Origin of the sequence: Streptomyces sp., from assembly GCF_035645055.1 — a bacterium.
Classification (GTDB): domain Bacteria; phylum Actinomycetota; class Actinomycetes; order Streptomycetales; family Streptomycetaceae; genus Streptomyces.
Map to the genome: position 1 here is coordinate 37,460 of NZ_DASQNH010000007.1, position 23,101 is coordinate 60,560.

23 protein-coding genes and 2 pseudogenes are annotated in these 23,101 nt (G+C 73.1%); 12 read left to right on the top strand and 13 right to left on the bottom strand.

The features are described 5' to 3' along the window. Positions 1 to 357 precede the first annotated feature (357 nt). Entirely contained in the window at positions 358 to 2,055 is a 1,698-nt protein-coding gene (locus VE614_RS02220; protein ID WP_324931017.1) for a lysyl oxidase family protein, read from the top strand. On the opposite strand, the gene VE614_RS02225 is transcribed toward VE614_RS02220, so the two are convergent. Further along, positions 2,042 to 3,505, bottom strand: a complete 1,464-nt coding sequence (locus VE614_RS02225; RefSeq protein WP_324931020.1) for a condensation domain-containing protein — start codon at positions 3,503 to 3,505, stop codon at positions 2,042 to 2,044. The genes VE614_RS02220 and VE614_RS02225 overlap by 14 nt on opposite strands. A gap of 103 nt (positions 3,506 to 3,608) precedes the next feature. Between VE614_RS02225 and VE614_RS02230 the strand changes: the two genes are divergently transcribed. Together VE614_RS02230 and VE614_RS02235 are read left to right on the top strand one after the other, a co-directional pair. Continuing rightward, positions 3,609 to 3,971 (top strand): DUF952 domain-containing protein, encoded by a 363-nt coding sequence (locus VE614_RS02230; protein WP_324931023.1) that lies wholly within the window; start codon positions 3,609 to 3,611, stop codon positions 3,969 to 3,971. Between the two features lie 334 nt (positions 3,972 to 4,305). After that, positions 4,306 to 5,733, top strand: a complete 1,428-nt coding sequence (locus tag VE614_RS02235) for an MFS transporter (RefSeq protein WP_324931163.1) — start codon at positions 4,306 to 4,308, stop codon at positions 5,731 to 5,733. Between the two features lie 255 nt (positions 5,734 to 5,988). Here the strand turns inward: VE614_RS02235 and VE614_RS02240 are convergent, their stop codons facing one another. After that, positions 5,989 to 6,984, bottom strand: coding sequence for a helix-turn-helix domain-containing protein (locus tag VE614_RS02240; RefSeq protein WP_324931026.1), 996 nt, complete (start codon positions 6,982 to 6,984; stop codon positions 5,989 to 5,991). Positions 6,985 to 7,155: 171 nt separating this feature from the next. Between VE614_RS02240 and VE614_RS02245 the strand changes: the two genes are divergently transcribed. From VE614_RS02245 to VE614_RS02260, 4 genes are all read left to right on the top strand, one after another. Then, positions 7,156 to 7,464, top strand: coding sequence for a hypothetical protein (locus tag VE614_RS02245; protein WP_324931029.1), 309 nt, complete (start codon positions 7,156 to 7,158; stop codon positions 7,462 to 7,464). A gap of 247 nt (positions 7,465 to 7,711) precedes the next feature. Then, on the top strand, positions 7,712 to 7,864 hold the full coding sequence (locus VE614_RS02250) for a hypothetical protein (protein WP_324931032.1): 153 nt from the start codon (positions 7,712 to 7,714) through the stop codon (positions 7,862 to 7,864). An 82-nt stretch (positions 7,865 to 7,946) separates the two neighbouring features. Further along, positions 7,947 to 9,137, top strand: coding sequence for a tachylectin-related carbohydrate-binding protein (locus VE614_RS02255; protein ID WP_324931035.1), 1,191 nt, complete (start codon positions 7,947 to 7,949; stop codon positions 9,135 to 9,137). Between the two features lie 169 nt (positions 9,138 to 9,306). Beyond that, positions 9,307 to 9,792 carry a hypothetical protein gene (locus VE614_RS02260; protein ID WP_324931038.1) on the top strand — a complete coding sequence of 162 codons (486 nt, stop codon included), beginning with the start codon at positions 9,307 to 9,309 and terminating at the stop codon, positions 9,790 to 9,792. An 85-nt stretch (positions 9,793 to 9,877) separates the two neighbouring features. Here VE614_RS02260 and VE614_RS02265 read toward each other — a convergent pair whose 3' ends face one another. Further along, complete coding sequence (locus tag VE614_RS02265) at positions 9,878 to 11,149, bottom strand: CHAP domain-containing protein (RefSeq protein WP_324931041.1); 1,272 nt, start codon at positions 11,147 to 11,149, stop codon at positions 9,878 to 9,880. 235 nt (positions 11,150 to 11,384) lie between these two features. Here VE614_RS02265 and VE614_RS02270 point away from each other — a divergent pair, with 235 nt between their 5' ends. After that, a complete protein-coding gene (locus VE614_RS02270; protein WP_324931044.1) occupies positions 11,385 to 11,813 on the top strand; it encodes a DUF6415 family natural product biosynthesis protein in 429 nt (142 codons plus the stop codon). 127 nt (positions 11,814 to 11,940) lie between these two features. Here VE614_RS02270 and VE614_RS02275 read toward each other — a convergent pair whose 3' ends face one another. Then, a complete protein-coding gene (locus VE614_RS02275) occupies positions 11,941 to 13,275 on the bottom strand; it encodes an APC family permease (protein ID WP_324931047.1) in 1,335 nt (444 codons plus the stop codon). Between the two features lie 71 nt (positions 13,276 to 13,346). Here VE614_RS02275 and VE614_RS02280 point away from each other — a divergent pair. Beyond that, a pseudogene (locus VE614_RS02280) lies at positions 13,347 to 14,348 on the top strand (helix-turn-helix domain-containing protein); the annotation flags it as partial. A gap of 229 nt (positions 14,349 to 14,577) precedes the next feature. Here the strand turns inward: VE614_RS02280 and VE614_RS02285 are convergent. The 7 genes from VE614_RS02285 to VE614_RS02315 all read right to left on the bottom strand — a co-directional run bounded on the left by VE614_RS02285 (position 14,578) and on the right by VE614_RS02315 (position 19,464). Beyond that, entirely contained in the window at positions 14,578 to 15,258 is a 681-nt protein-coding gene (locus VE614_RS02285) for a DUF2637 domain-containing protein (RefSeq protein WP_324931050.1), read from the bottom strand. 32 nt (positions 15,259 to 15,290) lie between these two features. After that, positions 15,291 to 15,470, bottom strand: coding sequence for a hypothetical protein (locus tag VE614_RS02290; protein WP_324931053.1), 180 nt, complete (start codon positions 15,468 to 15,470; stop codon positions 15,291 to 15,293). Between the two features lie 113 nt (positions 15,471 to 15,583). Further along, a complete protein-coding gene (locus tag VE614_RS02295; protein ID WP_324931166.1) occupies positions 15,584 to 16,762 on the bottom strand; it encodes a hypothetical protein in 1,179 nt (392 codons plus the stop codon). A 92-nt stretch (positions 16,763 to 16,854) separates the two neighbouring features. Then, positions 16,855 to 18,099, bottom strand: coding sequence for a bifunctional glycosyltransferase family 2/GtrA family protein (locus VE614_RS02300; RefSeq protein WP_324931056.1), 1,245 nt, complete (start codon positions 18,097 to 18,099; stop codon positions 16,855 to 16,857). 81 nt (positions 18,100 to 18,180) lie between these two features. Beyond that, on the bottom strand, positions 18,181 to 18,717 hold the full coding sequence (locus VE614_RS02305) for a hypothetical protein (RefSeq protein WP_324931059.1): 537 nt from the start codon (positions 18,715 to 18,717) through the stop codon (positions 18,181 to 18,183). Positions 18,718 to 18,727: 10 nt separating this feature from the next. Beyond that, positions 18,728 to 19,234, bottom strand: coding sequence for a SigE family RNA polymerase sigma factor (locus tag VE614_RS02310; RefSeq protein ID WP_324931062.1), 507 nt, complete (start codon positions 19,232 to 19,234; stop codon positions 18,728 to 18,730). A 104-nt stretch (positions 19,235 to 19,338) separates the two neighbouring features. Continuing rightward, positions 19,339 to 19,464 carry a hypothetical protein gene (locus VE614_RS02315; protein ID WP_324931065.1) on the bottom strand — a complete coding sequence of 42 codons (126 nt, stop codon included), beginning with the start codon at positions 19,462 to 19,464 and terminating at the stop codon, positions 19,339 to 19,341. A 484-nt stretch (positions 19,465 to 19,948) separates the two neighbouring features. Here VE614_RS02315 and VE614_RS02320 point away from each other — a divergent pair, with 484 nt between their 5' ends. Then, positions 19,949 to 20,605 (top strand): lytic polysaccharide monooxygenase auxiliary activity family 9 protein, encoded by a 657-nt coding sequence (locus VE614_RS02320; RefSeq protein WP_414719487.1) that lies wholly within the window; start codon positions 19,949 to 19,951, stop codon positions 20,603 to 20,605. Positions 20,606 to 20,618: 13 nt separating this feature from the next. Here VE614_RS02320 and VE614_RS02325 read toward each other — a convergent pair whose 3' ends face one another. Then, positions 20,619 to 20,780 carry a hypothetical protein gene (locus VE614_RS02325; RefSeq protein WP_414719483.1) on the bottom strand — a complete coding sequence of 54 codons (162 nt, stop codon included), beginning with the start codon at positions 20,778 to 20,780 and terminating at the stop codon, positions 20,619 to 20,621. A 101-nt stretch (positions 20,781 to 20,881) separates the two neighbouring features. On the opposite strand from VE614_RS02325, the pseudogene VE614_RS02330 reads away from it, so the two are divergent. Continuing rightward, a pseudogene (locus tag VE614_RS02330) lies at positions 20,882 to 20,929 on the top strand (hypothetical protein); the annotation flags it as partial. 27 nt (positions 20,930 to 20,956) lie between these two features. Here VE614_RS02330 and VE614_RS02335 read toward each other — a convergent pair. Continuing rightward, positions 20,957 to 21,916, bottom strand: coding sequence for a DUF72 domain-containing protein (locus VE614_RS02335; protein ID WP_324931071.1), 960 nt, complete (start codon positions 21,914 to 21,916; stop codon positions 20,957 to 20,959). Between the two features lie 85 nt (positions 21,917 to 22,001). Here VE614_RS02335 and VE614_RS02340 point away from each other — a divergent pair, with 85 nt between their 5' ends. Further along, on the top strand, positions 22,002 to 22,949 hold the full coding sequence (locus VE614_RS02340; protein ID WP_324931074.1) for an RNA polymerase sigma-70 factor: 948 nt from the start codon (positions 22,002 to 22,004) through the stop codon (positions 22,947 to 22,949). Positions 22,950 to 23,101: the final 152 nt, after the last annotated feature.

Genomic DNA, 23,101 nt, shown 5'->3' on the forward strand with positions numbered 1-23,101 from the left:
GGGTGGCGAACCGTGGCGAAAGTGCGCGAGCAGCTCCTGCGCCCTCTGCGCCACCTCGTGCGCCCCCGCCGACGGGACCCGCTGGACGCCCTCGTGGAGACGGCCCGGCGGCTCGACTACGGTGCCGGGTCCCCCGCGGAGTCTCCCGCACCGCCGGAACGCGCGGACCGCGAACGCCCCCGACAGCGGCGGTCCCCGGCCAAGTCACCCCCAACAGGCAACCCCCACAGCTGATTCACCGGTCTCACAGGGTGCTCACAGCGACGGCCGGGGCGCGTGGGGTGCGTCCGCAGTCGGCCGCGGGTGGGCTGTCCAGTCCGATGCCGCTCGACCGCGGCACTCGCAGACGAGGAACCGATGACCAGTCAGCAACACCGCATCCGCCTGAAGCGGGCCGCGCTCGCGGCGGGCGCCGCACTCACCGTCGTCGCCGTGGCCGGGGCCGCGCCCGGGGCCGAGAAGGCCCCGTCGGCCACCTCGGGCAAGCCGAAGCTCCGGCTGATCGCCGCGTCGAACTCCGTGACACTCGACCGCTGGGAGGGGGAGTCCGGGGTCTATCTGGACCTGGGCACGTACGTCACCGTCGACGACGCGCCGCTGGAGTTCCGGGTGACCAGGAAGTCGTACAAGGATCCGGTCGTCGCCAAGCAGGTGCTGCGCGACGGCACCGGCACGACGACGAGGACGCTGCCCGCCGGCCTGGTGAAGGACTTCTCGGGGCTGCCCGGGTTCCTGGAGGTGACCGTCACCGACGCGGCCGGCGCCGAGGTCGCGAAGAGCAAGGGCACCTTCTGCCCGAACAACGCCTCCGGCCGGCTCCGCCCGGACGCCCCGGCCACCTCGCACTACCCGGAGAGCTGCCCCACCAACCCGTTCACGCTGGGCTCGGTGTGGGGCGTGGAGAAGGGCTGGGCGTCCAACTCCAGCACCGTCGACTACGACAAGCCGGTGGACCTGCCCGCCGGCGAGTACACGGCGAAGGTCCGGGTCGCGAAGAAGTACCGCGAGCTGTTCGCCATCCCGGACGACCGGCCCACCATCAAGGTCACCGTGCGGGAGACCGGGGACGGCGGCGGCGCGGGCGTCGCGGCGGCCGGCAAGTCCGGCCACGGCGCCGGTCACGGCTCCGCCCACGGCGCGGGCCACGGATCCGGCCACGGCGCCGCGGGCGCGGCCCACCACTACGGCCCGCGCGGCGCCGACGCCCCCACCCCGCCCGCCCTGTCCCACGCCCTGGAGGACCGCGGCCTCGCCCACCACCTGGGCGACGGTCCGGGCCACACCGACGGCTCCCGGATCGCCCCGGCGCTGACGCCGAACGCCAAGCGGCCCACCGGCCGCGCGGGCGTCCCGGCGAACGCGCCCAAGCCCGACCTGCGTTCGCTGCCGGCCTGGGACATCGCCATCACCGACGGCGAGGACGGCGACGTCCCCGGCAAGGACTACCTCGCCTTCAGCGCCAACGTCTGGAACGCGGGCCCCGCGCCGCTCGTCGTGGACGGCTTCCGCAGCCCCGGCAAGGACCTGATGGACGCGTACCAGTACTTCTACGACGCGAACGGCAAGCAGGTCGGCTACGCCCCCACCGGCACCATGGAGTGGGACCCGCGCATCGGCCACGAGCACTGGCACTTCACCGACTTCGCCAGCTACCGGCTGCTGAGCGAGGACCAGACCAAGGAGGTGCGCAGCGGCAAGGAGGCGTTCTGCCTCGCCAACACCGACGCGATCGACTACACGGTGAAGAACGCCAACTGGCACCCGTACAACACGGACCTGTCGACCGCCTGCGGCCAGCAGAACTCGATATCCGTGCGCGAGGTGCTGGACGTCGGCTCCGGTGACACCTACACCCAGTACCGGCCCGGCCAGTCCTTCGACATCACGGACCTGCCGAACGGCACGTACTACATCCAGGTCATCGCCAATCCGGAGAAGCGGCTGAAGGAGACGAACCTGAACAACAACGTCGCGCTCCGCAAGGTCGTCCTCGGCGGCACGCCGGGCGCCCGGACGGTGACGGTTCCGCCGCACGAGCTGATCAACGCCAAGTAGGCGCGGGGGAGTTCCCCCAGGGGGCCGCCTCCCGGCGGAGGCGGCCCTGTCCGGGCACCGGCATCCGCTCCCGCGCCGCCGACACCACCAGCTCCCGGACCCGCTCCACACACCGGCGCAGGTTCTTGTGCGCGCTCTCGGTGTCCGGATGACGGGCGGCGAACTGGAGGCCCTCGTGGACGCGGTTGACCCAGACGCACACCTGGTCGCCGTACGAGACGCGGATCAGCGCGCAGGCGTTCAGCTCCTGCCAGCGCTCGGCGCCCGGGGTGCCGCGGCTGTCGGCGTACGACACGATCGAGTACAGGTCGGGCGAGGTGGGGCGGAAGTCCGCGCCCAGCAGGCGCAGCACGCGGGCCAGCGGCATCCGGGCGAGCTTCCGGTTGGCGCGGAGCGTGGCGCGGGCCAGCTCCAGGGCGCGGTCGAAGCCGGTGGCGGGTGACACGGGGATCTCCACCGGCGCGCCGCCCACGTACCAGCCGACCGAATCGGCCCAGCGGGAGGCGGCCCGGGTGTGGAACGGCACCACCGTGCGGTACACGTCCGGGCCGCCGATCTCGTGGGTGGCGAGCGCCACGGCCGCGAGGACCCCGACCAGGCTCCCGCCGTACGGGCGGCAGTACGCCTCGAAGCCCGCCGCGTGCTCCGCGTCGGCCAGCGGCTCGCACAGCAGTTTCTGCGGGGGCAACGGGCCGTGCGGATCCAGGCCGAGGTCGACGGGGAAGTTCGGCAGCCGGCCGTCGCAGCGGGCGATGAACTCCCGCCAGCGGGACACGATCGCGTGACCGTCGTCGATGCTGTCGGCGTTCGTGCGCTCGGCCGCGCAGAAGTCGATGTAGCTGGCGGCCGGGGACTCGTCGGCCGGGCGCCCGGCCAGCTCCGCCGCGTACAGTTCGTGGATCTCGGCGGCGATCCGGTACAGGGAGTAGGCGTCGACGTTGCTGTGGTCGAACGCCAGGTAGACGCTGGCGCCGTCGTCCCGGACGACCGCCGTGAAGAGGTAGTTGGGCCAGGTCAGCGCGTCCGCCTCGGCGTCGAAACGATCCCGCAGGTGGCGGGTGAGCGTGGTCGCGTCCGCGAAGTGCCCGACGTCCCGGCGGTGCAGCGCGACCGCATCCGCGTCCAGGGTGAACCGCCGCATCTCCTCGCCCGCCCACCGGAAGCCGCTGCGCAGCGTCTCGTGCCGCAGGGTCCAGGTGCGCAGCGCCGACTGGAGCACATCGAGGTCGACCCGCCCCGGCAGGTCGAACGCCGTGCCCAGCCAGGTCGGCACGAACAGTCCGTCCCGGCGGATGGAGCGCGAGGTGCGCAGATGCGACTCCTGGACGTAGGCGGGTGGACGGACGTCGTCCGGCAGGCCGCGTGCCGCCGCGACGGCCGCCGGATGCAGCGTCCACTCCACGAGCCGTCCGGGCCGGATCCCGCAGCGCTCGAGGTCGGTCACACGCATGGGGGGCCTCCGCTCGTTCGACGCATGAGAGGACCAACGATCGGCGGCGCCCGAGGCAACGCGGACGCCTGTGATCAGGGCCCGGACCGGGTATAACCGGGGGGTGATCCACCACGTCGTCCCCGCCGCGGACTGGGCCGCCGGCCCCGGACACCCGTACGCCCCCGCCTCCCTCGCCGAGGACGGCTTCGTCCACTGTTCCCCCGACGACCGGGTCACCCTGGCCGTCGTGAACGCCTTCTACCGCAGCGCGCCCCGGCCCCTGCTGGTCCTCGACCTCGACGAGACCCGGCTGACCGCGCCCTGCGTCTGGGAGGAGGCGGCACCCGTCCCGCCGCCGGGAGTCCCGGAGGGCACCCGGTTCCCGCATGTGTACGGCCCGGTCGACCGGGCGGCGGTGGTCCGGGTCCGCGAGATCGTGTGGGACGCGGAGGGCCGGGCGGCGGGACTGCGGGACGCCGGCTGAACCGCGGGGCGGCCCGCCCGGGCGGTCGGAGGCCGAGCCCGGAGCCGCCGCCCGCGTCGGTGCCGGTGCGGCCGGGGTGTTCCGCATAGAGTTCGCCGTCGCATGCGGGCACTGTGGCCGCGCGTGGCCCGGGAACGGCTCCCATCGGATCCGGTCCGGGCCTCCGGGACCCCCTCCTCGGTACCTCCGCGGTCACTCGGTGACTTCAAAGTGCCTTCTTCCGCGATCAGTTGAGGCACCGGAGGATTCCCTGGGTCAGGAACCACCTTCCTTTCCCCGAGGAGTCCTCTCCGTGTCCGCACTCCCCTCCGCCGCGCCCAGCGGCACCCCACGCATGACCGGACGCGCCTGGGGCGTGCTGTTCGTGCTGTGCGGTGCGATATTCCTGGAGGGCGTCGACGTGGCCATGCTCAATGTGGCCCTGCCGTCCATCCGGGCCGACCTGGGGCTGTCGACCGGCGCGCTCCAGTGGGTCATGAGCGCCTATGTGCTCGGCTACGGCGGCTTCATGCTGCTCGGCGGTCGCGCCGCCGACCTGTTCGGGCGCCGCCGGATGTTCCTGCTGTGGCTGACCGTCTTCCTGCTCTTCTCCGGGCTGGGCGGACTCGCCACCGAGGGCTGGATGCTGATCGTCGCCCGGTTCGTCACCGGCGTGGCCGCTGCCTTCATGACCCCGGCCGGGCTGTCGATCATCACGACCTCCTTCGCCGAGGGCCCGCAGCGCGACAAGGCCCTGCTCGTCTACTCGGGCACCGCCGCGGGCGGCTTCTCCATCGGCCTGGTCGTGGGCGGCCTGCTGGCCTCGGCCGACTGGCGCTGGGTGTTCTTCGCGCCGGTCATCCTGTCGTCCGTCATCCTCGTCGCCGGTACGGCGCTCATCCCCAGGTCCGCCAAGCCCGACCGGGACGGTCAGGGCATGGACGTGGCCGGAGCGGTCAGTGTGACGGCCGCCATCCTGCTCCTGGTCCTCGCCGTCGAGCGGGCGGGCCACGGTTCGCCGGGCGTGACGGCCCTGACCGCGGCCGCCGGCCTGTTGCTGGTCCTCGTCTTCGTGCTGATCGAACGCAGGGCGGCCGCGCCGCTGGTCCGCCTCGGCATCCTCCGCAGCGGAAGCCTGGTCCGCGCCAACCTCGCCGGGCTGCTGTTCGCCGCCGGGTTCTTCGGCTTCCAGTTCATCGTCGTGCTCCATCTCCAGGAACTGCGCGGCTGGTCGACCCTGGAGACCAGCTTCGCCATGATCGTGATCGGGGTCGACGCGATCCTGTCGCCGACGCTCACCCCGAAGCTGGTGCACAGGTTCGGCAACGCGCGGGTGATTTTCGGCGGATTGCTGCTGGCCGTGCTGTCCTACGCGCTGATGCTGCCGCTGGGCCCGGACTGGACGTACCCGATGATGTTCCCGAGCCTGATCATCCTCGGTCTCGCCTTCTCCCTGGCCTACGGCCCGCTGACCATCGTCGCCACCGACGGCGTCGAGGAGGCGGAGCAGGGCGTCGCGGGCGGCCTGCTGTACACGTCCTTCCAGTTCGGCGCGGCCCTCGGCCTGTCGTCCGCCACGGCCGTGCTCACCGCGGCGACCGACGGCACCGGCGAGCAGGCGCTCCTCGACGGCCACCGCGCGGCCCTGCTGGTGCCCCTGGCCGCCGCCGCCCTCGCCGCCCTGATCGCCGCGTTCGGGCTGCGCGGCGGGTCCCGGACGGTGGCCGGATCGGCTGCCGCGGTGGCGGAACCGGCCCGGGAACCGGCCGAGTCCGGTCGCTGACCCTTGCCCGTCCGGTCCGGCCGGGACGTCCCGGCCGGACCGGACGGCTGTTTCGGGGCGCGGGTCAGGGGGTGACCCGGTTGCCGCCGAAGGTCACCACCAGGCGGCCGTCGGAGGCGTACATGGCGGGCGGTGGCGGCCCGCGCCGCGGTGCCGCAGAGCGCGACGAGGGTGCCGGCCAGGAGGCCCGCGGACGCGATGACGGGGAGGACCGGCCTCAGGGCTGGTCGGCGGCGGGCGGGCGCCCCGGAGGGCTCATCGGCGCGCCGGGAGCCACCCCTGCTGGACCGCGCGGACGCCCGCCTCGAACCGGCTGCGTGCGTCCAGCCGGTCCATCAGCTCGGACGCGATCCGCCGGGCCGTGCGATGGGACACCCCGAGCCGCTTGGCGATCGCCTCGTCCGTGTGGCCCTCCGCCAGCAGCCGCAGGGCCGCCGTCTGCTGAGCGGTCAGTCCGTGCGGGTCGACCGGGACGACCTCGCCCAGCGGCTGCGCCGACTCCCAGGTGGTCTCGAACAGCGCGTACAGCAGGGTGAGCGTGCCCTGGCCGGTCAGCACCACCGCGCCCGCCGCCGTATCGTCACTGCTCACCGAGATCATCGCGGTCCGCCGGTCCATCAGGATCATCCGGGTCGGCAGTGACGGCACCGTGCGCACCTGCCCGCCCAGCCCCGCCAGCCAGGTGGCGTGCTCCACGGTGGGGCGGTGGCTGCGGACACTGTCCAGGTACAGGGTGCGCATCCGCACCCCGCGCTCCAGCAGATCCTGGTTGAGCGGCCGGGACGCGGCCATGTTCTCCGCGGTCTGCGGCCCGCCCGGCGCGAAGGCCAGGAACTCCTCGGTGACCTCGCGGGTCAGCACCGCCAGCCGGTCGCGGATCTGGTCCAGGCCGACCAGCTGCTCCACCCCCGGGTGACTGGTCGCCGGGCGCAGTTCGGCGTACTCCGAGATGAGCTGTGCCGCGGCGGCCCGCGAGGCCTCCAGGCGCTGCTGCTGGGCGGCCAGCTGCGCCTGCTGCCGGGCCATCAGGATCTCCATGCCGATGTCCGGGGAGACGGCGCGCAGCCGGCCCGCGTCCCCGGCGGCCGGACGCACCAGCGCCAGCTCGCTCAATGTGTCGAGGGCGTCGCGGACGTCCTCCTCCGGCACCCCCGCGGCGACGGCGAGATCGGCCACGCCGGCCGCCGGACGTCTCAGCATGGCGCGGTACACGGTCTCCGCGGCTGAGTCGAGGCCGAGTGCGGTGAGCATGTGGTTCCCCCTGGTCCCTGCACAGAACATCCCCTACTTGTCGATGATCTTCGCAGAGCGGAGACGCATCCTCACAGGGGGCGGAGCGCGGGAAGGACGGAACGGGCCTCGGCCCCAACCGTCCAGCCGAAACCCGACGGTGCGACGAGATCCGTTGAGACGCTGGAGTGCATGTATCTCGTGCACGCCCATCTGGAGCTGCCACCCGGTGCCCAACTGCCCGACGACGTGCGGGCGTTGGTTCGTTCGGCGATCGTCCCGGGCGACCGGGTCGAGCATGTCGCCGTCCACCCCCGCTCCCCGTACCGGCTGACCCTCGGTTTCTATCTGCTCGCCGCCGTGCTGGAGGAGGCCGAGGAGCGGGCCGTACGGGTCTGCGAGCGGCTGCTGCGGGACGTGCCGCACCTGGGCGGGGCGCGGCTGACCGGGGCGGGGGTGCCGTTGATGCCGCTGGCGTTCGCGCCGCAGCCGGTGGACTGATCCGGCCGCACGGGAGGCGGGACCGGCCGTGTCTGGCGCCGTACCGGCCCCACCGGACGCGGAACCGGCCGGGTGGACGCATTGGTCCAAGGCCCTTTCCGTCCATCCGGAATCCCTTCCAACCCGCCTGAGCTGCGGGGATTCTATTGATCACCGGCCGGACCGAACGCCACCGCGGGGCGCGAGAACAAGCCGGATCCCCATCGCACTTGACGCACTCGACACACTCCGGAAGGACGGAACCGCCATGCTCCGCATCCGCATCGCCCAGGCCGCCGCGGTCGCCACCCTCGCCCTCACCGCGCTGCTGGCCGCCCCGGCCGTCGCCGCCCAGCTCGGCGACGCGGACCCGGCTGCTCCGTCCGTCACCTACCTGGCCCACGACGCCGGCTGGCAGTAGACCGCCGCGCCCTCCCGGGCTCCGCCTCCCGCCTCTCCGCTCCCAGACTCTCCGCCCACCACTGCCCCAGGGGGACCGAAAAGTGAAGAACGTCCGCAGAACCGGCCGCGGCGTCGCAGGACTGCTCACCGCCGGCGCGCTCGGCGCCGGGCTGCTCACGGTGGCCACGACCACCGCCGCCGAAGCCGCCACCACCTGCAGGGGCGGGGTGAACATCTACGGCGTGCTCGACGACGGCAGGCTGACGTTCAGCGCCATCAACCCGGCCACCGGCGACCTCGCCAAGGTGCTCGTCGGCCCCGGCCTCGGCTTCGAGCCGAAGGCCGTGGCGACCCTCAACTTCAACACCGTGCTGGTCACCTCCACCACCGGTGCCCTCTACCGCGTCGACGTGCGGACCAACAACACCAGCCTGGCCCTCATGACCGCCCCGGTGAAGATCGCCGACAGCGGCTGGACCCACGACAAGCTCACCTACGACGGTCACGGCCACCTCTACGGCACCACCGCCGCGGGCCTGCTGCTGCGCTACAACGTCACCGAGGACAAGCCGGCCGGCTCCCAGCACATCGGCGCCCGCACCGAGATCGGCACCGGGTTCGTGCTGAAGACCCTCACCGCCACCGGCGACGACCGGCTCAGCGCCACCACCGATGACGGCCGCCTCCTCGACTACACGGTCTCCGGCGCGGGCGCCTGGAAGAGCAACCTCCTGAAGGCCGACGGCTGGTCCGGCTTCAACCAGCTGGTCTCGCCCGGCGGCGGCCTCTACTACGGCCGTCTCGCCACCGGCGCCATGTACTGGTACAAGGACGCCAACCCCACCGACGGCTCCGGCGCGGACATCTCGTACCACCTGGACGACCCGGTCAACACCAGCGGCTGGACGCAGAAGATGCTGTCCGCCCAGCCCGGCACCTACACCTGCACCACCTCCGTGACCACCGTCAACCGCGACAACATCGCCGAGGTCAAGGCCGCGGGCCGGCAGCTGATGAACGAGAAGGACGCGGCCTGGGCCACCTCCGCGCAGTGGTCCTGCCTGGAGAACCTGTGGGACCACGAGTCCAACTGGCGCTGGAACGCGACCAACCCGTCCTCCGGCGCGTACGGCATCCCGCAGTCGCTGCCCGCCTCCAAGATGGACAGCGCCGGTGACGACTGGAAGACCAACCCGCTCACCCAGATCCGCTGGGGCCTGAACTACATCGACGGCCGCTACGGCTCCCCGTGCAACGCGTGGAACTTCTGGCAGGCCAACAACTGGTACTAGACCCGACAGCCCCCTCCTGAAGGGCCCCGCCTCCCCGGCGGGGCCCTTCGGCGTTTCCCGGCGCTCCCTGGCCCAAACAGGCCAGTCGTTCTCCCTGTCGGACCGCCGCAAGATCATTTAACGTCCGTGAGGCCGATTCCGACTCCACCCGACCAAGGGAGCCAGCACCGTGCGCAAGACCGGCAGAATCCTCACCACCGCGGCCGCCTGCGTGACCACCGCGCTCATCGCCGCCGCGCCGGCCGGGGCGGCACCGTACTGGCAGTCGGTGTCCACCGGACCCACCTGGGACTGCGCCCGCACGGTGGTGCACACCGCGAAGGCCGGTGTCGGCTTCCAGGCCTGCCTGGTGCGCAACGCCCATGACGACGCCCAGGTGGTGCTGGTGGTCGTGAACAACTCGACGTCGGCGGTCACCGTCTCCGGCGCCGTCACTTCCTTCGGCGCCGACGCGGGCTGCGGCTCGTACAGCCTGGCCGTCGGCGAGCGCCGCGGCTGCTTCGGCACCACCGGGCCGGTCCCGGACTGCGCGTACGGCGCGGGCACCGGGGACGGCGCCGAGACGTACGGCGGGACCGTGCGGCTCACGGTGAACGGGGTCGTCAACAGGATGGACTCGCCCACGACGGAGTGCGTGCCCGCCGACTGGGCCTGAGCACCGCCCCGCCCCCCACAACGCGCAAAGGGTGGAGCCCCCTCCGAGGAGGGGGCTCCACCCTGGTGCGGCCGGGGCCGGGTGATCAGCTGACCGGCGAGATGAAGCCGGAGATGTCGCCGGCGTTGACCGGGTTGTTGTTGGTCTTCCAGTTGAACGTGGTCCGCTTGACCATGTTGCTTTCGTTGCCGCCGACCGTGGTGATGTAGTCGCCGTCCACGGCCACGACCAGGTTCACGTGGTTGGCGGAACCGCCGCCGGAGTAGCCGTAGACCACCGCGTCGCCGACCTTGGGGGCGGAGGTGCGCAGGGTGCCGTTGTTCTGGCCGTAGGTGTAGAAGCTGCCGGCGGCGGCGGTCAGGCCGCCGGTCTTGGCGCCGGCGTTCCACCACACGTACTCGCCGAACTCGGCGCACCAGGCGCCCGGGTGGTAGAAGTTGAAGTCCCCGAAGCCCTTGCCGACCTGCGCGTTGGCGAACTTGGCGATCTTCTCGCCGGTGGTCGCCACCGGGACCGGCGGCACGTACGCGCAGTTGTTGCCGTACGCGGACAGCAGCGTCTGGGTCCAGCCGGACGCGTCCACCGGGTCGTTCGGGTGGTAGGCGATGTCCGAGCCGTCGCCGTCGGTCGGGTCGGCGTCGTGGTACCAGTACATGCCGCTGTTGGTACGGCCGTAGTAGAGGCCGCCGCCGGGCGAGACCAGCGAGTCCACGGCGGACCAGCCGCCGCTCTTCAGCGTGGACCGCTTCCAGTTGCCGACCCCGCCGATCTTGTAGCTGTAGAGCTGGCCGCCCTCGGTGGAGGCGATGATCCGGTCGTCGCCCGCCGCGGCCAGCGTCTTCAGCACGAAGCCGGTGTCGATGACGACGTGCTGGCCGATGTGCGCGGAGCCCGACGGCTTGTCCTGGGAGACCACGTACTGGTGCAGCTGCCCGGCGACCGTGCCGTAGAGGTGGCCGTGGCCGTCGTAGGTGAGCTTGTCGAAGGTCCAGCCGCCGTCCCAGATCTTCACCGGCGCGTTCGCCAGGGTGAGGCTGGTGTTGTTGGTCTGGACGTCCACCCGGTACAGGTCACCGGCGGTCGACGTCACCAGGATCGTGTTGAAGTTCAGGGTCGCCATCGCCTTGGGCGTGAAACCGAGGGCCGGGCCGACCAGGGTCTTCACGCGGTCGCCGGTGTTCGGCGCGATCTGCGTGTACGTCAGCCGGCCGTCGGACAGCGTGCCGTAGATCGACACGTCGCCGGTGCACTGCGCGGCGGCCTGGGCGGCGCCGCCGGTGACGGTGACGAGACCGAGGGACATCGCGCCGACGGCGAGGGCGGCGGAGGTGCGGCGGACGGCGTTGCTCAGCTTCACGGTTTCTCTCCTGCGGCATGGGAAGTCGAGCGGGCGAAGGCACGTCCCTGACCCGGACAGCTGCCCTGCAGGTGCAGCTGTGAGGGATGAGGCGGGTGTGTCGCCCGGTGGTGAGAACTACTTTCGCCGCAGGTCAGGGCGGTGAGAAGAGAGATCGACTGGCCGCAACCGGCCCTGGCCCGTTGCGTCCCGGCAACCACTGGACGCCACCCCCGGGGGGTATGTGTCGGGTGCTGTGGGGCAGAGAGAAACGCGGAAACGCCCCTGCCACCTGCTGGGCCTCAACAGCGTGCGGCTGTTCGGCCAGGACTTCCACGGGTTCCTGGAGCAGGTGATCCCCCGGATCGAACAGCTCGCCGCCGGCAGGGCGGAGGACGACGTGCCCTCGCGGGTGGCGCTGGCCGGTGTCGGGGAGGCGCGCCGCCGTCTCGCCGAGCCGGTGGCCGGGGAGCTGGCCGGCGAGGTCGCGCGCGCGAGCCGGCTCGCCCGGTCCGCCGTGGCCCTGTGCGACCACTACGACGCGCTCAACGGCACGTTGATGTGCCTGGTGTGCGATCAGGTGATCGAGGACGGGGAGGCGTCGCTGCCGTACGGCCGGTTCGGCCCCGGCGAAGGCGCGGGACGGGTGCACCCCCGCTGCACCGGCGCCCTTCGCCGACGCTGACCGCGAGGGGTGAGCACATGGCGACTCCGACCGCTGGACGTCTGGACGCCGACGACGCGGGCGGTGGTCAGGGGCCGGAGACGTTCACCCTGCGCGTCTGCGGGGGCGGGCGGCACCGGCGGCGTTCTCAGATGCCAGGCCTGACGCTGCCCAGTTCCTGACGGCCGGCAGCGGTTGCGGTGACGGCGGCGTTCTGCTCGCGGGCCCGGCGCCGGCGGTAGCGGCGTACGGAGAGCAGCGCCCCGCAGCTCACCACCAGCGGCCAGAGCAGATAGAGGCCCGAGAGGGCCAGCAGGAGGAGGACCGCCGCCAGGGCCGCCCAGGCCGCCGCCCGGCCCGCGCTGCGGCGGGGGAGGAGGCGGATGGCGGCGGCCACGCCGATCGCGTAGACGACGACGAAGGAGCCCGAGGAGAGCATCACGGCCGGCAGCGCGCCGGTGTCCGTGACGGTCACCGCCAGCAGCGCCAGGCCCGCGAGGGCGGAGACGAAGAAGAGGCTGCGGCGCGGGGTCTCGCCCGCGGTGCTGCCCTGGGCGAACCAGGCGGGCAGGACGCCGTCGCGGCCGAGGGCGGCGCCGAGTTTGGCGGCACCGGCGTAGTAGGCGTTCATGGTGCCGAGGGTGAGCAGGACCGCGGCGAGCGCGGCGAGCGGGCGGGCACCGCCGCCGAGGCCGAGCGCCATCAGGTCGCCGAGGGGGGCGTCGGAGTCGGCCGCGGCGGGGCCGAGCACGGCCACGACCGCGAACGCCACCGCCAGGTAGAGCACGCCCACGATCACCACGGCCGCCCCGGTCGCCCGCGCCAGATCACGGGCGGGCCTGCGGAACTCGCCCGCGAGGTGGGTGACGGCCTCCCATCCGGCGAAGCTGAACACCAGCAGCGCCGCCGCCGGGCCGACCGCCGTCCAGCCGTGCGGGGCGAACGGCCGCAGGTGTTCCGCGCGGGTGTGGGGCAGGGAGAGGAGGACCGCCGTCGCCAGCAGGGCGAGCAGCAGCAGGAAGAGCAGGAACTGGGCGCGGCCCGTCATCCGCAGCCCGACCGCGTTGACCATCGTGACCGTGAGCATGAGCCCGGCCGCGGTGATCGCGGTGGTGACGGTCCCGCCGCCCAGGGCGGACGAGACGTACGAGGCGCCGAACAGCGCGGCGGCCACCGCGCCCGGCGGGATGGCGAAGTAGAAGCACCAGCCGGCCACCGCGGCGGCCCGTTCGCCGAACGCCAGCCGGGCGTACGTCGACACGCCCCCGGCGTCCGGGTGGCGCGCCCCGAGCGCGGCGAAGGCCGCCGCGAGCGGCGCGGACAGCACGGCGAGCCCGAGCCAGGCCAGCAGCGAGGCCGGTCCGGCGACCTCGGCGGCGAGCGCGGGGAGGGCGATGACTCCGGTGCCGAGCACGGCACCGACGTACAGGGCGGTGCCGTGGGCGGCGGTGAGCCGCCCTTCGGCGGGGTTGTGAGCAGGCATGCCGACGAGCCTCGCGGCCGGGACACCCACCGGCCAGTGGCAGAAACGACCGGCTGCGCTAAATTCCCGCCATGACGACTGCCAGGACGACCTCCGTCGCGCACCCGGACCGGCACGTCGTGGCCGTGGCCGTCACCGACAACGCCCCCACCTTCGAACTCGCCGTGCCCTGCGAGGTGTTCGGCCTCGACCGCAGCGACATCAGCGACCCCTGGTACGACCTGCGCCTGTGCGCCGCCGAACCGGGCGTGCTGCGCACCACCGCCGGGCTCACCCTGCACACCCCGTACGGCCTGGACGACCTGGCCGGGGCGGACACCGTGGTCGTGGCCGCCTGCGAGCGGCGCGTGCAGACCGAGCCGCCGGAGCCGCTGCTAGACGCGCTGCGCACCGCCCACGCCCAAGGGCGCCGGATCGTCTCCCTGTGCAGCGGCGCGTACGTCCTCGCCGCCGCGGGCCTGCTGACCGGGCGCCGCGCCACCACCCACTGGTTGAACGCCGCCGACTTCGCCCGCCGCTTCCCGGACGTCACCTACGAACCGACCGCGCTCTACGTCCAGGACGGCACCGTCTTCACCTCCGCCGGCACCGGTGCCGTCATCGACCTCTGCCTCCACCTGGTCCGCCACGACCGCGGCTCCGCGGTCGCCAACGAGGTGGCCCGCCGGATGGTCGTCCCCCCGCACCGTGAGGGCGGCCAGAGCCAGTACGCCAAGCCGCTCGCCCGCGCGCCCCGCGACCGCCGCGACACCGGCCTCGCCCCGGTCCTGGACTGGGCCCGCGAGCGTCTGCACGAGCCGCTGACCGTCGCCGCGCTGGCCCGCGAGGCCCACCTCGGCGAACGGACCTTCGCCCGCCGCTTCCGCGCGGCCCTCGGCACCACCCCGTTGCAGTGGATCCTCCAGGAGCGGGTCCGCCTGGCCCAGGAGTTGCTGGAGACCTCCGACGACCCGGTGGAGTCCGTGGCCCGCCGCACCGGCTTCGGCACGGCGGCCAACCTCCGCCACCACTTCGCCCGGCTGACCACGGTCTCGCCGCAGGCGTACCGGCAGGTGTTCCGGGGCGGGGCGCGGCGGGACGCTCACCTCTCGCGTGAACAGTCCGGACAGTGCGAGCAGCGCGCGGAGACGCCGGCCAGGGTGCGTGGCGACGACCAGGACTCTTCGCGCTCGCCGACGCACATGCCGATGTCGCCGATGTTCCGGGAGAGGGAGGCCGATGAGGATTCCGGCCACGGGCAATTCCGTCCGTCGATCTCGACGAGCCATGCCCCGTACGGCCCCCGCCGTCAGCCGGAAGAGTTCAACGGGTGCGGTGCCGGGGCATCGCCTTCCGGGGCGCCCGGGTCAGGGTGATCTGCCGGACGGCCTGCTGGAAGCAGGCGAGGGAGGCGAGGCCCGGCAGAGCGGCGGCGGTGGTGTCGAGCAGGGTCTTCGGGGCCTGGAGGACGCACAGGAGGATCGTGACCGCCGAGAAGAGCAGGACCGTGCACCAGGAGTGCAGCGCGCGGCGCTGATGGAGCGCGGCCCGCAGGACGGACAGTGACGCGACCAGCCAGGGGCCGTACAGCAGCAGAGGCCACCACGGGACGATGTCGCCCGGCACACGGGCCGCGGCCACCACCTGCAGAGGGTCGGAGGCGACCATTCCGCTGAAGAAGCTCACCGCGGAAGCGATGGCCGCCGCCAGCGCTGCGACGAGATAGCTTGTGGTCTGCAGCGCGCGGGGGCGTCTGCGTTCGGGGATTCGGCGGTGGCCGCGGGAGGCGGGCCTCAGCGGCGGCAGCTCGGCGGTGATCTCCTGGAGATTGCCCAGCGGCGTGCCTTCGGCCGGCGCGAAGAGCGAATCCTCGTCGCGGGGCCCGGGAATTCTGGGATGTTCCTCCTGCATGGCCTCCTGGAGCATCCATGCCAGTTCCTCGGCCGGGTCCCAGGCGGCGTCCGGTGGCACCAGGGGCTGTGAGAGATTTCCTTCGTTGTACATGACGCAGCCTGACTGCTCCGTTCCCGAAGAGATCATCGGCCTTCGGTCTTGATCCACCGCTGCGCCAGATCGGCTTCCAGTGTGCTCAACAGATCCAGGAATTCCCGCAGAAGGGGCTCGGTGGCCTGCACCATGGCCGGAAGTTCACTCGCGGTCATCGCCGGGCGCCGTACGAGGAGGCGATAGCGCCCTTCCCTGGTTGCATTGTTCATATCCCCCCTAACGTTGCCGCACTTCGGCGGGTGCGCGGCAAATGAGTGAACAGGCGCCTCGATAATTACTTAATAGAGGGGCCGTTCAGACTCTAAATATCGCTGTCGGATAATTACGGAACCCCCAGTTCGAAGAGCGCGTACCCCGCGTACGAGCCGGAGGCCAGCGCGGCCGGGCCGAGGAGGATGAGCAGCTGGGGCAGGGTCAGGCGGCGCAGGGCGGCGGCGAGCGGGAGGAACAGCGGGAAGGCCGGGAGCAGATAACGGGAGACGTTGGCGAAGATCTGCTGGCTGCCCAGGACGAGGGCGAGGGTGAGGACCGTGTAGACGACCAGCACGGCCGGAGGGCGCTCGCGGATCAGCAACGGCAGCAGGGCGAAGGCCAGGAGGACGACGCCGACGCCGATCAGGTCCGCGAAGGGGAACGCGGAGAGGTAGTCGAAGTGGCCCACCGGGACGGAGGTCAGCACGTCCAGGGTGTGCTCGCCGTAGTCGAAGGTGTGGGCCCAGGCGCCGCGCTGGAGTGCGAAGTAGCCTCCGTAGTCGCCCATTTCGTGGCCCACCCAGCCCAGGTAGCCGAGCAGCCCGAGCGGGGCGATCGCGAGGGCGGCCAGGGGTCGCAGCGCGCCGTCGCGGCGCTCGCGGAGCGCGAGCAGCGCGGCCACGGCGAGGGCGGCGATCAGGGCGACGGCGGTGGGGCGGTTGAGCCCGGCGGCGCAGGTGAGGAGCCCCGCGGTGAGCCAGCGGCCGTTCATGACGGCGTGACAGGCCCACACGGCGAGGGCGACGAAGAGGGAGTCGGAGTAGACCGCCCACTCCACCCCCGACCCCGGCCACACCGCCCACAGCCCGGCCGCCGCCAGGCCCGCCCGGGGGCCGGCGAGCCGGGCGACGACGGCGTGGATGCCGAGCGCGGCGACGAAGGAGGCGGCGATCGAGACCAGCAGGCCGGCCCCGTACAGGCCGAGTCCCGTCGTCTCGGAGACCAGCCGCATCAGGGCCGGGTAGAGCGGGAAGAACGCCGCGGAGTTCCCCTCCAGGGTGATCAGGCCGGTGGCGCCGGGGATCGGGACCAGTGCGGGGTCGTAGCCGTGCGCGGCGATCTGCTGGTACCACCAGCCGTCCCAGGTGGCCAGGACGTCCCAGGGGCGCTCGCCGCCGCCGAAGCGCGGGTGCTTGGCGCGGAAGTCCCCGGCGAAGTGCAGCAGGGAGAGGAAGGCCCCGAAGCCGGCCAGCTTCAGCCCGCCGTACAGGGCGAGGACGGGGCCGTGCCGTTCGGCCGCCCGGCGCAGCCGCTGCCGGACGGGCGAGGGCGAGGGGGCGGGTGCGGGTGCGGGTGAGGGAGGGAAGGCGGGGGCGGGGTGGCCGGTCAGCGGGGTGGTGGTCACGAGGCGGCACCTCCCGCCGTACGACGGGAGGGGCGGGCCGCGAAGACCCAGCTCCGCAGGAGCAGGAACCGCAGCAGGGTCGCGGTCAGACCGGCGGCGACGATGACGGCGAGTTCGGTGCCGGGCGCGGCCCCGGGTGCCGTGTGGTGCAGCGCGGCGAGTGACCCCGAGGTGAGGGCCAGGCCCAGCAGGAAGACCACCAGACCCCTGGCCTGGTGGCGCAGCGCGCCGCCCCGGCCGCGCAGCCCGAAGGTGAGCCGCCGGTTCGCCGCCGTGTTGGCGACCGCGCAGACCAGCAGCGCCAGCGCGTTGGCGGCCTGCGCTCCGGTCGCCGGGCGCAGCGCCGCGTACAGCAGCAGATGCCCCAGCGTGCTCACCGCCCCCACGGCCGCGAACCGCCAGATCTGACCGGCCGGTCCGGCCGGTGGGGCACCCCCGCCCGGGTGCAGCTCGGCCGGGCGGAGGGTGCCGCGGGCCAGCGTGCGGCCGAGCCGGGCGATGCCGCGCAGATCGGCCAGCGCGGTGGCGAGGACGTCCACCCGGCTGTCGGGGTCGTCCACCCAGTCCACCGGCACCTCGTGGATGCGCAGTCCGGCCCGCTCGGCGATCACCAGCAGCTCGGTGTCGAAGAACCACGCCGAGTCCTGCACCAGCGGCAGCAGCCGCTCGGCGACCTCGCGCCGTACCGCCTTGAAACCGCACTGCGCGTCGGAGAATCCGACGGCGAGCGTGGAGCGCAGCAGGGCGTTGTAGCAGCGGGAGACGAACTCCCGCCGGGGCCCGCGCACCACCCGCGCCCCGGGCGCCAGCCGGGTGCCGATCGCGATGTCGGAGTGCCCCGAGATCAGCGGGGCCACGAGCGGGAGCAGCGCCGCGAGCCCGGTGGACAGGTCCACGTCCATGTACGCCAGGACCGGCGCCGGGGAACGCGACCACGCGGCGCGCAGCGCCCGCCCCCGGCCCTTCTCCGCCAGCCGCAGCCACTCCACCTCGGGCAGCTCCGCGGCCAGCCGGGCGGCTATGCGCGGGGTGCGGTCGGTGCTGGCGTTGTCGACGACGGTGATCCGGAACGGGTACGGGAAGGTCGCGCGCAGATGGGCGTGGAGCCGCCGCACGCTCGGCTCCAGATCCGCCTCCTCGTCGAACACGGGCACCGCGATGTCGAGCACGGGGTCGGGGTGGTGTGCGGGCACGGGGGCGCGACGGACGTCCTGGAGGAGAACGGGGCTGTGTTTTCGCATGGTGTGTCCTTGTTTGTTCCCTGGAGAAGGGCAGGGCGGGGCAGGGCGGGGCACGCGGGGTGCGAGGGAGTGCCGGCGGTCCTAGGACGGCTCGTCGCCCGGCAGCTGCGTTTCCGTGGCGGAGACCGCCGGGTCCGAGGCCGTGGACGTCGGTGTCGGGCCGCCGTCCCCGCCCCCGCCTTCGTCCCCGTCGCCGTACGAGGCCGGGGGCGACGAGGTGACGGAAGCGGGGGGCGTCGTACTGCTCGTACTGCTCGTGGTGCTCGTCGTGCTCGTGGCGGGGGGCGGGGCCGTGGTGCGGGGGGAGTCCCCGGGCGGGGAGGGGGACACCTCCGGGGACGGGCTGGTCCCCGGCGCGGAGGACGACGGCCCCTCGCTCGACATGGGCCGCGGACGGGGCGCGCTGGGCTCGGTCCGGGTGGGGGTGTCGGGGAGCAGGAACAGGCCGAGACCCAGTCCGGCGACCGCGAGGACCGAGCCGACGGCCTTCTGCGCGGCCCGCGCCCGGCGGCGGGCGCGGACGCCCTCCCGCAGACGCTCCCGGTGCCGCGGCTCGAAAGGGGTGTGCTCCTCGGCGCCGCGCATCATCCGCGCCAGCTGCCGTTCGAAGTGATCCATGGCCTCTCCTTCACCCCACCGGCTCGATGACATCGGTCAGCAGCTGCCGCAGCCGCGCCACCCCGCGCGCGGTGTGGGAGCGGGCCGTACCCAGCGGGCAGCCCAGCGCTTCCGCCACCTGGCGCTCGGGAAGGTCCTGGTAGTAGCGGAGCACCACCGCGGCCCGCTGCCTGGCCGGCAGACGCCCGAGGGCGGCTTCCAGCCGCGACCGTTCCGCCACGGCCGCGGACACATCACCCCCCGCCGCGGTCTCGGGCAGCCGCTCGACCGGCCGCTCGCCCCACCACCGCCGTCTCGCCGAGCGCGCCGCCGCGCGCGCCATCACGGTGCGGACATACGCCTCGGGCGCCTCCTCGGCGACCTTCGGCCAGACGAACCAGAGCTTGACCAGGGAGTCCTGCACCAGATCCTCGGCCCGATGCCGGTCGCCGCCGGTGAGCAGCCGGGCGAGATGGAGCAACGCCGACCAGCGGGCCGCCACGAACTCGTCGAACTCACCGGCCCGAGCTTGATCCATGCGCACTGTCCCCGCTCCCGCCAGTTGCCTACGTGAGGGGAAAGACGGTGGGGACGGGCCCGCTATGCACTCACGGCGTGTGATCCCGGTCACCCGGGAGAGCGCTACCGCCGCTGCCCGGGCTCCTCGGCGGCGATCCGGTCCAGCCACTCGCCGAGCAGGGCGCGTTCGCCGTCGGTCAGCGGCCGTACTCCGTCGCCCATCAGCGACTTCACCGCGATGGCGTGCACGCGTCCGGCGCCCCGGCGGCCCCACCGCCACACCCCACCTCGGGCGCTTGTCGCGCGCCCCTGCACGCCCGTCATGCTCCTTCACGCCCGTCACATTCCCTACGCGCTCACCGCCCGAGCTTCCACGCCCGGCGCTCCTCGGCTCCGCCGCCCCGTCTCCGCGCCCCTCGCGCTCTCGCGCGCCCGGCGCTCCGCGGCTCCATCACCCCAGCCTCCGCGCCTGTCGCGCGCCTTCACGCCCGCGAACCTGCCCTCGCGCCCTTGCTCCTCCGCGCCCCTCGGTCTCGTCGTCCCCCTCCGCGATGCCGCTGCGAGGGAAAGGTGGCGCAATACAGGCGTTGTGTCCGCGCCACGAGTGGCGCAACCTGTCACCGATGGGAGCGCTCCCAATGCACCCCCCACACCGCAGCTCCCGCACCTTCGTCCCCCCGCGTCCGAAAGAGGGAGATCCGCCTTGCGCTACGCATCGGCATGTCATGATCACATCAAATCGAAGGGCGGATTCCGCCCCGCACTCCTCCTGAGCGTGCTCGCCGCCCTGCTGTTCAGCCTGGTCCCCGGAGCCGGCACCGCCGCGGCCCACGGCTCGGTCGTCGACCCGGCGTCCCGCAACTACGGCTGCTGGCTGCGCTGGGGCAGCGACTTCCAGAACCCGGCGATGGCGCAGCAGGACCCCATGTGCTGGCAGGCGTGGCAGGCCAACCCCAACGCCATGTGGAACTGGAACGGCCTGTACCGCAACGGCTCCGCGGGCAACTTCCAGGCGGTCGTCCCCGACGGCCAGCTGTGCAGCGGCGGACGGACCGAGGGCGGCCGCTACAACTCCCTGGACGCCGTCGGTCCGTGGAAGACGACGGACGTCTCGGCCAACTTCACCGTGCGCCTGTACGACCAGGCCAGCCATGGCGCGGACTACTTCCTGGTCTACGTCACCCGGCAGGGGTTCGATCCCGCCACCCAGCCGCTGCGCTGGAGCGACCTGCAACTCGTCGCCCGCACCGGCAAGTACGCGCCCAGCCAGAACTACTCGATCAACGTGAGCACGTCGGGCCTGAGCGGCCGGCACGTCGTGTACACGATCTGGCAGGCGTCGCACATGGACCAGACGTACTTCCTGTGCAGCGACGTGAACTTCCGCTGAGTCCGGTCCCGCACTACCGCCGGGCGCGAGGCGCGTCGGACGCCTCGCGCCCGGCGGGGCCCGTCCCGCGCTCCTCGTCCCCGCCCGTGCCGTCCAGCCGCGCCGAGGCGTCGACATGGGCCAGCCGCCGCAGCGAGCTGAGCACCGCCTCGCCCGGCACGGTCCCCATCACCACGCCCTCGAGGGCCACCTTCCGCGACCTCACGGCCCTCGCCGGCGGCGCGGGAGCCGTCTGGGCCCGGGGCATCGCCTGGGACCTGCCGAGTCGGCCAGTGGATGTACCGGGAGGCCGGGCGCCGGCGGATCCCGCCGCTGCCGACGGGGCCGCTGCTGGTGCTCACGATCCCGCTGTCACCGGTCGGAACGCTCGTGTTCCTGCCGCTGCGGGCGGTGTGGGCGCGCGGCGCCGGACGGGAGAGGGCCCTGCTGGACGGGGACGGCAGGGCGGCCGAGGCCGGCGGGTGACGGCAGCCCCAGCAGCCGCGCCATGGCCTCGGCGGCCCGCACGGCCGCGTCGCCGCAGCAGTTGTTGAACAGGACGTGCAGCTGCTCGACCCGCTCGGCGGCGTGTCGCAACCGCGGCACCCACTCGGCGAGTTCGTCGTCGCGGTACGCGTGCCGGAACCGGTCCTCCTTGCTGCCGGTCCCCCAGGCCGTACTGCGCCCGTGGAACCGTACGACGGACAGCCGGGGCGAGGTGACGTGCACGACCGGCGGCAGGGAGGACGGCAGCGTCTGCACCATGTCCACGGCGACGGCGGCCATTCCGTACCGCGCGAGCAGCGCGCGGGTGGCCTCCGCCCGCCCCGCCTCCCACCACTCGGGATGCCGGAACTCCACCGAGACGGGCCACCCCTCCGTCCGCCGCGCGGTGTCCGCCAGGAACGCCTCGGCCCGTGCCCCGGGCCGGAACCACGGCGGGAACTGGAACAGCACACCGCCCAGCCGCCCGGCCCGCCGCAGCGGCGCGATCCCCGCCGCGAACCGCGCCCACACCTCGTCGAGCACCCTCGGGTCCCGGCTGTCGGCGGGCAGCCCGTCCGGCATCACCGCACTCCGTGTGGGATGCCCGGTGAGCAGGGAGAACGCCTTCACGTCGAACACGAACCCGTCCGGGGTGCGCTCCACCCACAGCCGGCTGTTCCGCTCGCCGGGCAGGGCGTAGTACGAGGCGTCGACCTCCACGACCGGGAACCGCTCGGCGTAGTGCCGTAACCGCCCCTCCGCGTCCCGCCGCCCCACCGGATACCAGCCGCTGCCCACCAGCTCCCGGTCGGTCCACGAGCACGTGCCCACGAGAATGTCACCCATGCGGGCCGGTTACCCGGCCCGGCGGGAGGCAGGCCGGCGGCATTCACGGGGACTCCTCACGGGGGTGGCGGTTAGGATCCGGGGCATGGCCCTGACCCTGCGCGACGTCGACCGGTTCGAGGCGGCCAGGCCCCGGCTGGAGGCCATCGCCTACCGTCTGCTCGGCTCGGCGAGCGAGGCCGAGGACGCCGTGCAGGAGACGTTCCTGCGCTGGCAGGGATCCGACGTCGAGCGGATCGAGGTGCCCGAGGCCTGGCTGACGAAGGTGCTCACCAACCTGTGCCTCAACCAGCTGACGTCGGCCCGCGCGCGCCGGGAGACCTATGTGGGCCAGTGGCTGCCCGAGCCGCTGCTCGGCGGGGACCCGATGCTGGGCCCGGCCGACACCGCGGAACAGCGCGAGTCGGTGTCGTACGCCGTGCTCGTCCTGCTGGAGCGGCTCTCCCCGAACGAGCGGGCGGTGTACGTCCTGCGGGAGGCCTTCGACTACTCGCACCGGGAGATCGCCGACATCCTCGACCTCACCGAGGCGGCCAGCCAGCAGATCTTCCACCGCGCCAAGAAGCACGTCGCGGCCGGCAAGGCCCGTACGGAGATCGACGAGGCCGCCGCCCGGCGGATCGTCGAGGAGTTCCTGGCGGCCGCCACCAGCGGGCAGACCGAGCCGCTCGTGCGGCTGCTCACCCAGGACGCCACCTCGATCGGCGACGGCGGCGGGAAGGTCCCGGCCCGCGCGAGGGCGTTCGAGGGCGCGCTCGCGGTCGCGACGTTCCTGCGGGGCCTGTTCAAGCCGAGCAAGGCCAAGCGCGCCCTGGTCGGCGGTTCGCCCGAGGTGTACGCGTCGACCGCGAACGGCGAGCCGGCCGTCGTCGTGGTCCTGGACGGCCGGGTCATCGGGGTCATGTGCCTGGAGGTCACCGCGGAGGGCGTCGCCGCCGTCCGCAGCCAGGTCAACCCCGACAAGCTGGAACGGGCGACCCGGCACTGGTCCGCGACCGACCACGGTGAGCCCTTGCTCGACGCCGTCTTCTGATGCGGCGTGCCGGTGTGACGGGGCCGGTGTGACGGACCGGTGTCACGGCCGACATGACGCTCATGTGTGACGTGCTTCACACCTGAGACCTGTCAGGAAACGGCGGGCTCCCCGGTTCAAGGGTCGAGTCCGCCCAAGACAGGAGCCAGGAA

Excerpts from the sequence above, each read along its gene's own strand:
- VE614_RS02290 (WP_324931053.1), bottom strand. The coding sequence starts at position 15,470 with ATGAACAATGCAACCAGGGAAGGGCGCTATCGCCTCCTCGTACGGCGC.
- VE614_RS02285 (WP_324931050.1), bottom strand. The coding sequence starts at position 15,258 with ATGTACAACGAAGGAAATCTCTCACAGCCCCTGGTGCCACCGGACGCC.
- VE614_RS02245 (WP_324931029.1), top strand. The coding sequence starts at position 7,156 with ATGTATCTCGTGCACGCCCATCTGGAGCTGCCACCCGGTGCCCAACTG.
- VE614_RS02310 (WP_324931062.1), bottom strand. The coding sequence starts at position 19,234 with ATGGATCAAGCTCGGGCCGGTGAGTTCGACGAGTTCGTGGCGGCCCGC.
- VE614_RS02275 (WP_324931047.1), bottom strand. The coding sequence starts at position 13,275 with ATGCCTGCTCACAACCCCGCCGAAGGGCGGCTCACCGCCGCCCACGGC.
- VE614_RS02220 (WP_324931017.1), top strand. The coding sequence starts at position 358 with ATGACCAGTCAGCAACACCGCATCCGCCTGAAGCGGGCCGCGCTCGCG.
- VE614_RS02225 (WP_324931020.1), bottom strand. The coding sequence starts at position 3,505 with ATGCGTGTGACCGACCTCGAGCGCTGCGGGATCCGGCCCGGACGGCTC.
- VE614_RS02305 (WP_324931059.1), bottom strand. The coding sequence starts at position 18,717 with ATGGATCACTTCGAACGGCAGCTGGCGCGGATGATGCGCGGCGCCGAG.
- VE614_RS02335 (WP_324931071.1), bottom strand. The coding sequence starts at position 21,916 with ATGGGTGACATTCTCGTGGGCACGTGCTCGTGGACCGACCGGGAGCTG.
- VE614_RS02300 (WP_324931056.1), bottom strand. The coding sequence starts at position 18,099 with ATGCGAAAACACAGCCCCGTTCTCCTCCAGGACGTCCGTCGCGCCCCC.
- VE614_RS02340 (WP_324931074.1), top strand. The coding sequence starts at position 22,002 with ATGGCCCTGACCCTGCGCGACGTCGACCGGTTCGAGGCGGCCAGGCCC.
- VE614_RS02235 (WP_324931163.1), top strand. The coding sequence starts at position 4,306 with ATGACCGGACGCGCCTGGGGCGTGCTGTTCGTGCTGTGCGGTGCGATA.
- VE614_RS02250 (WP_324931032.1), top strand. The coding sequence starts at position 7,712 with ATGCTCCGCATCCGCATCGCCCAGGCCGCCGCGGTCGCCACCCTCGCC.
- VE614_RS02240 (WP_324931026.1), bottom strand. The coding sequence starts at position 6,984 with ATGCTCACCGCACTCGGCCTCGACTCAGCCGCGGAGACCGTGTACCGC.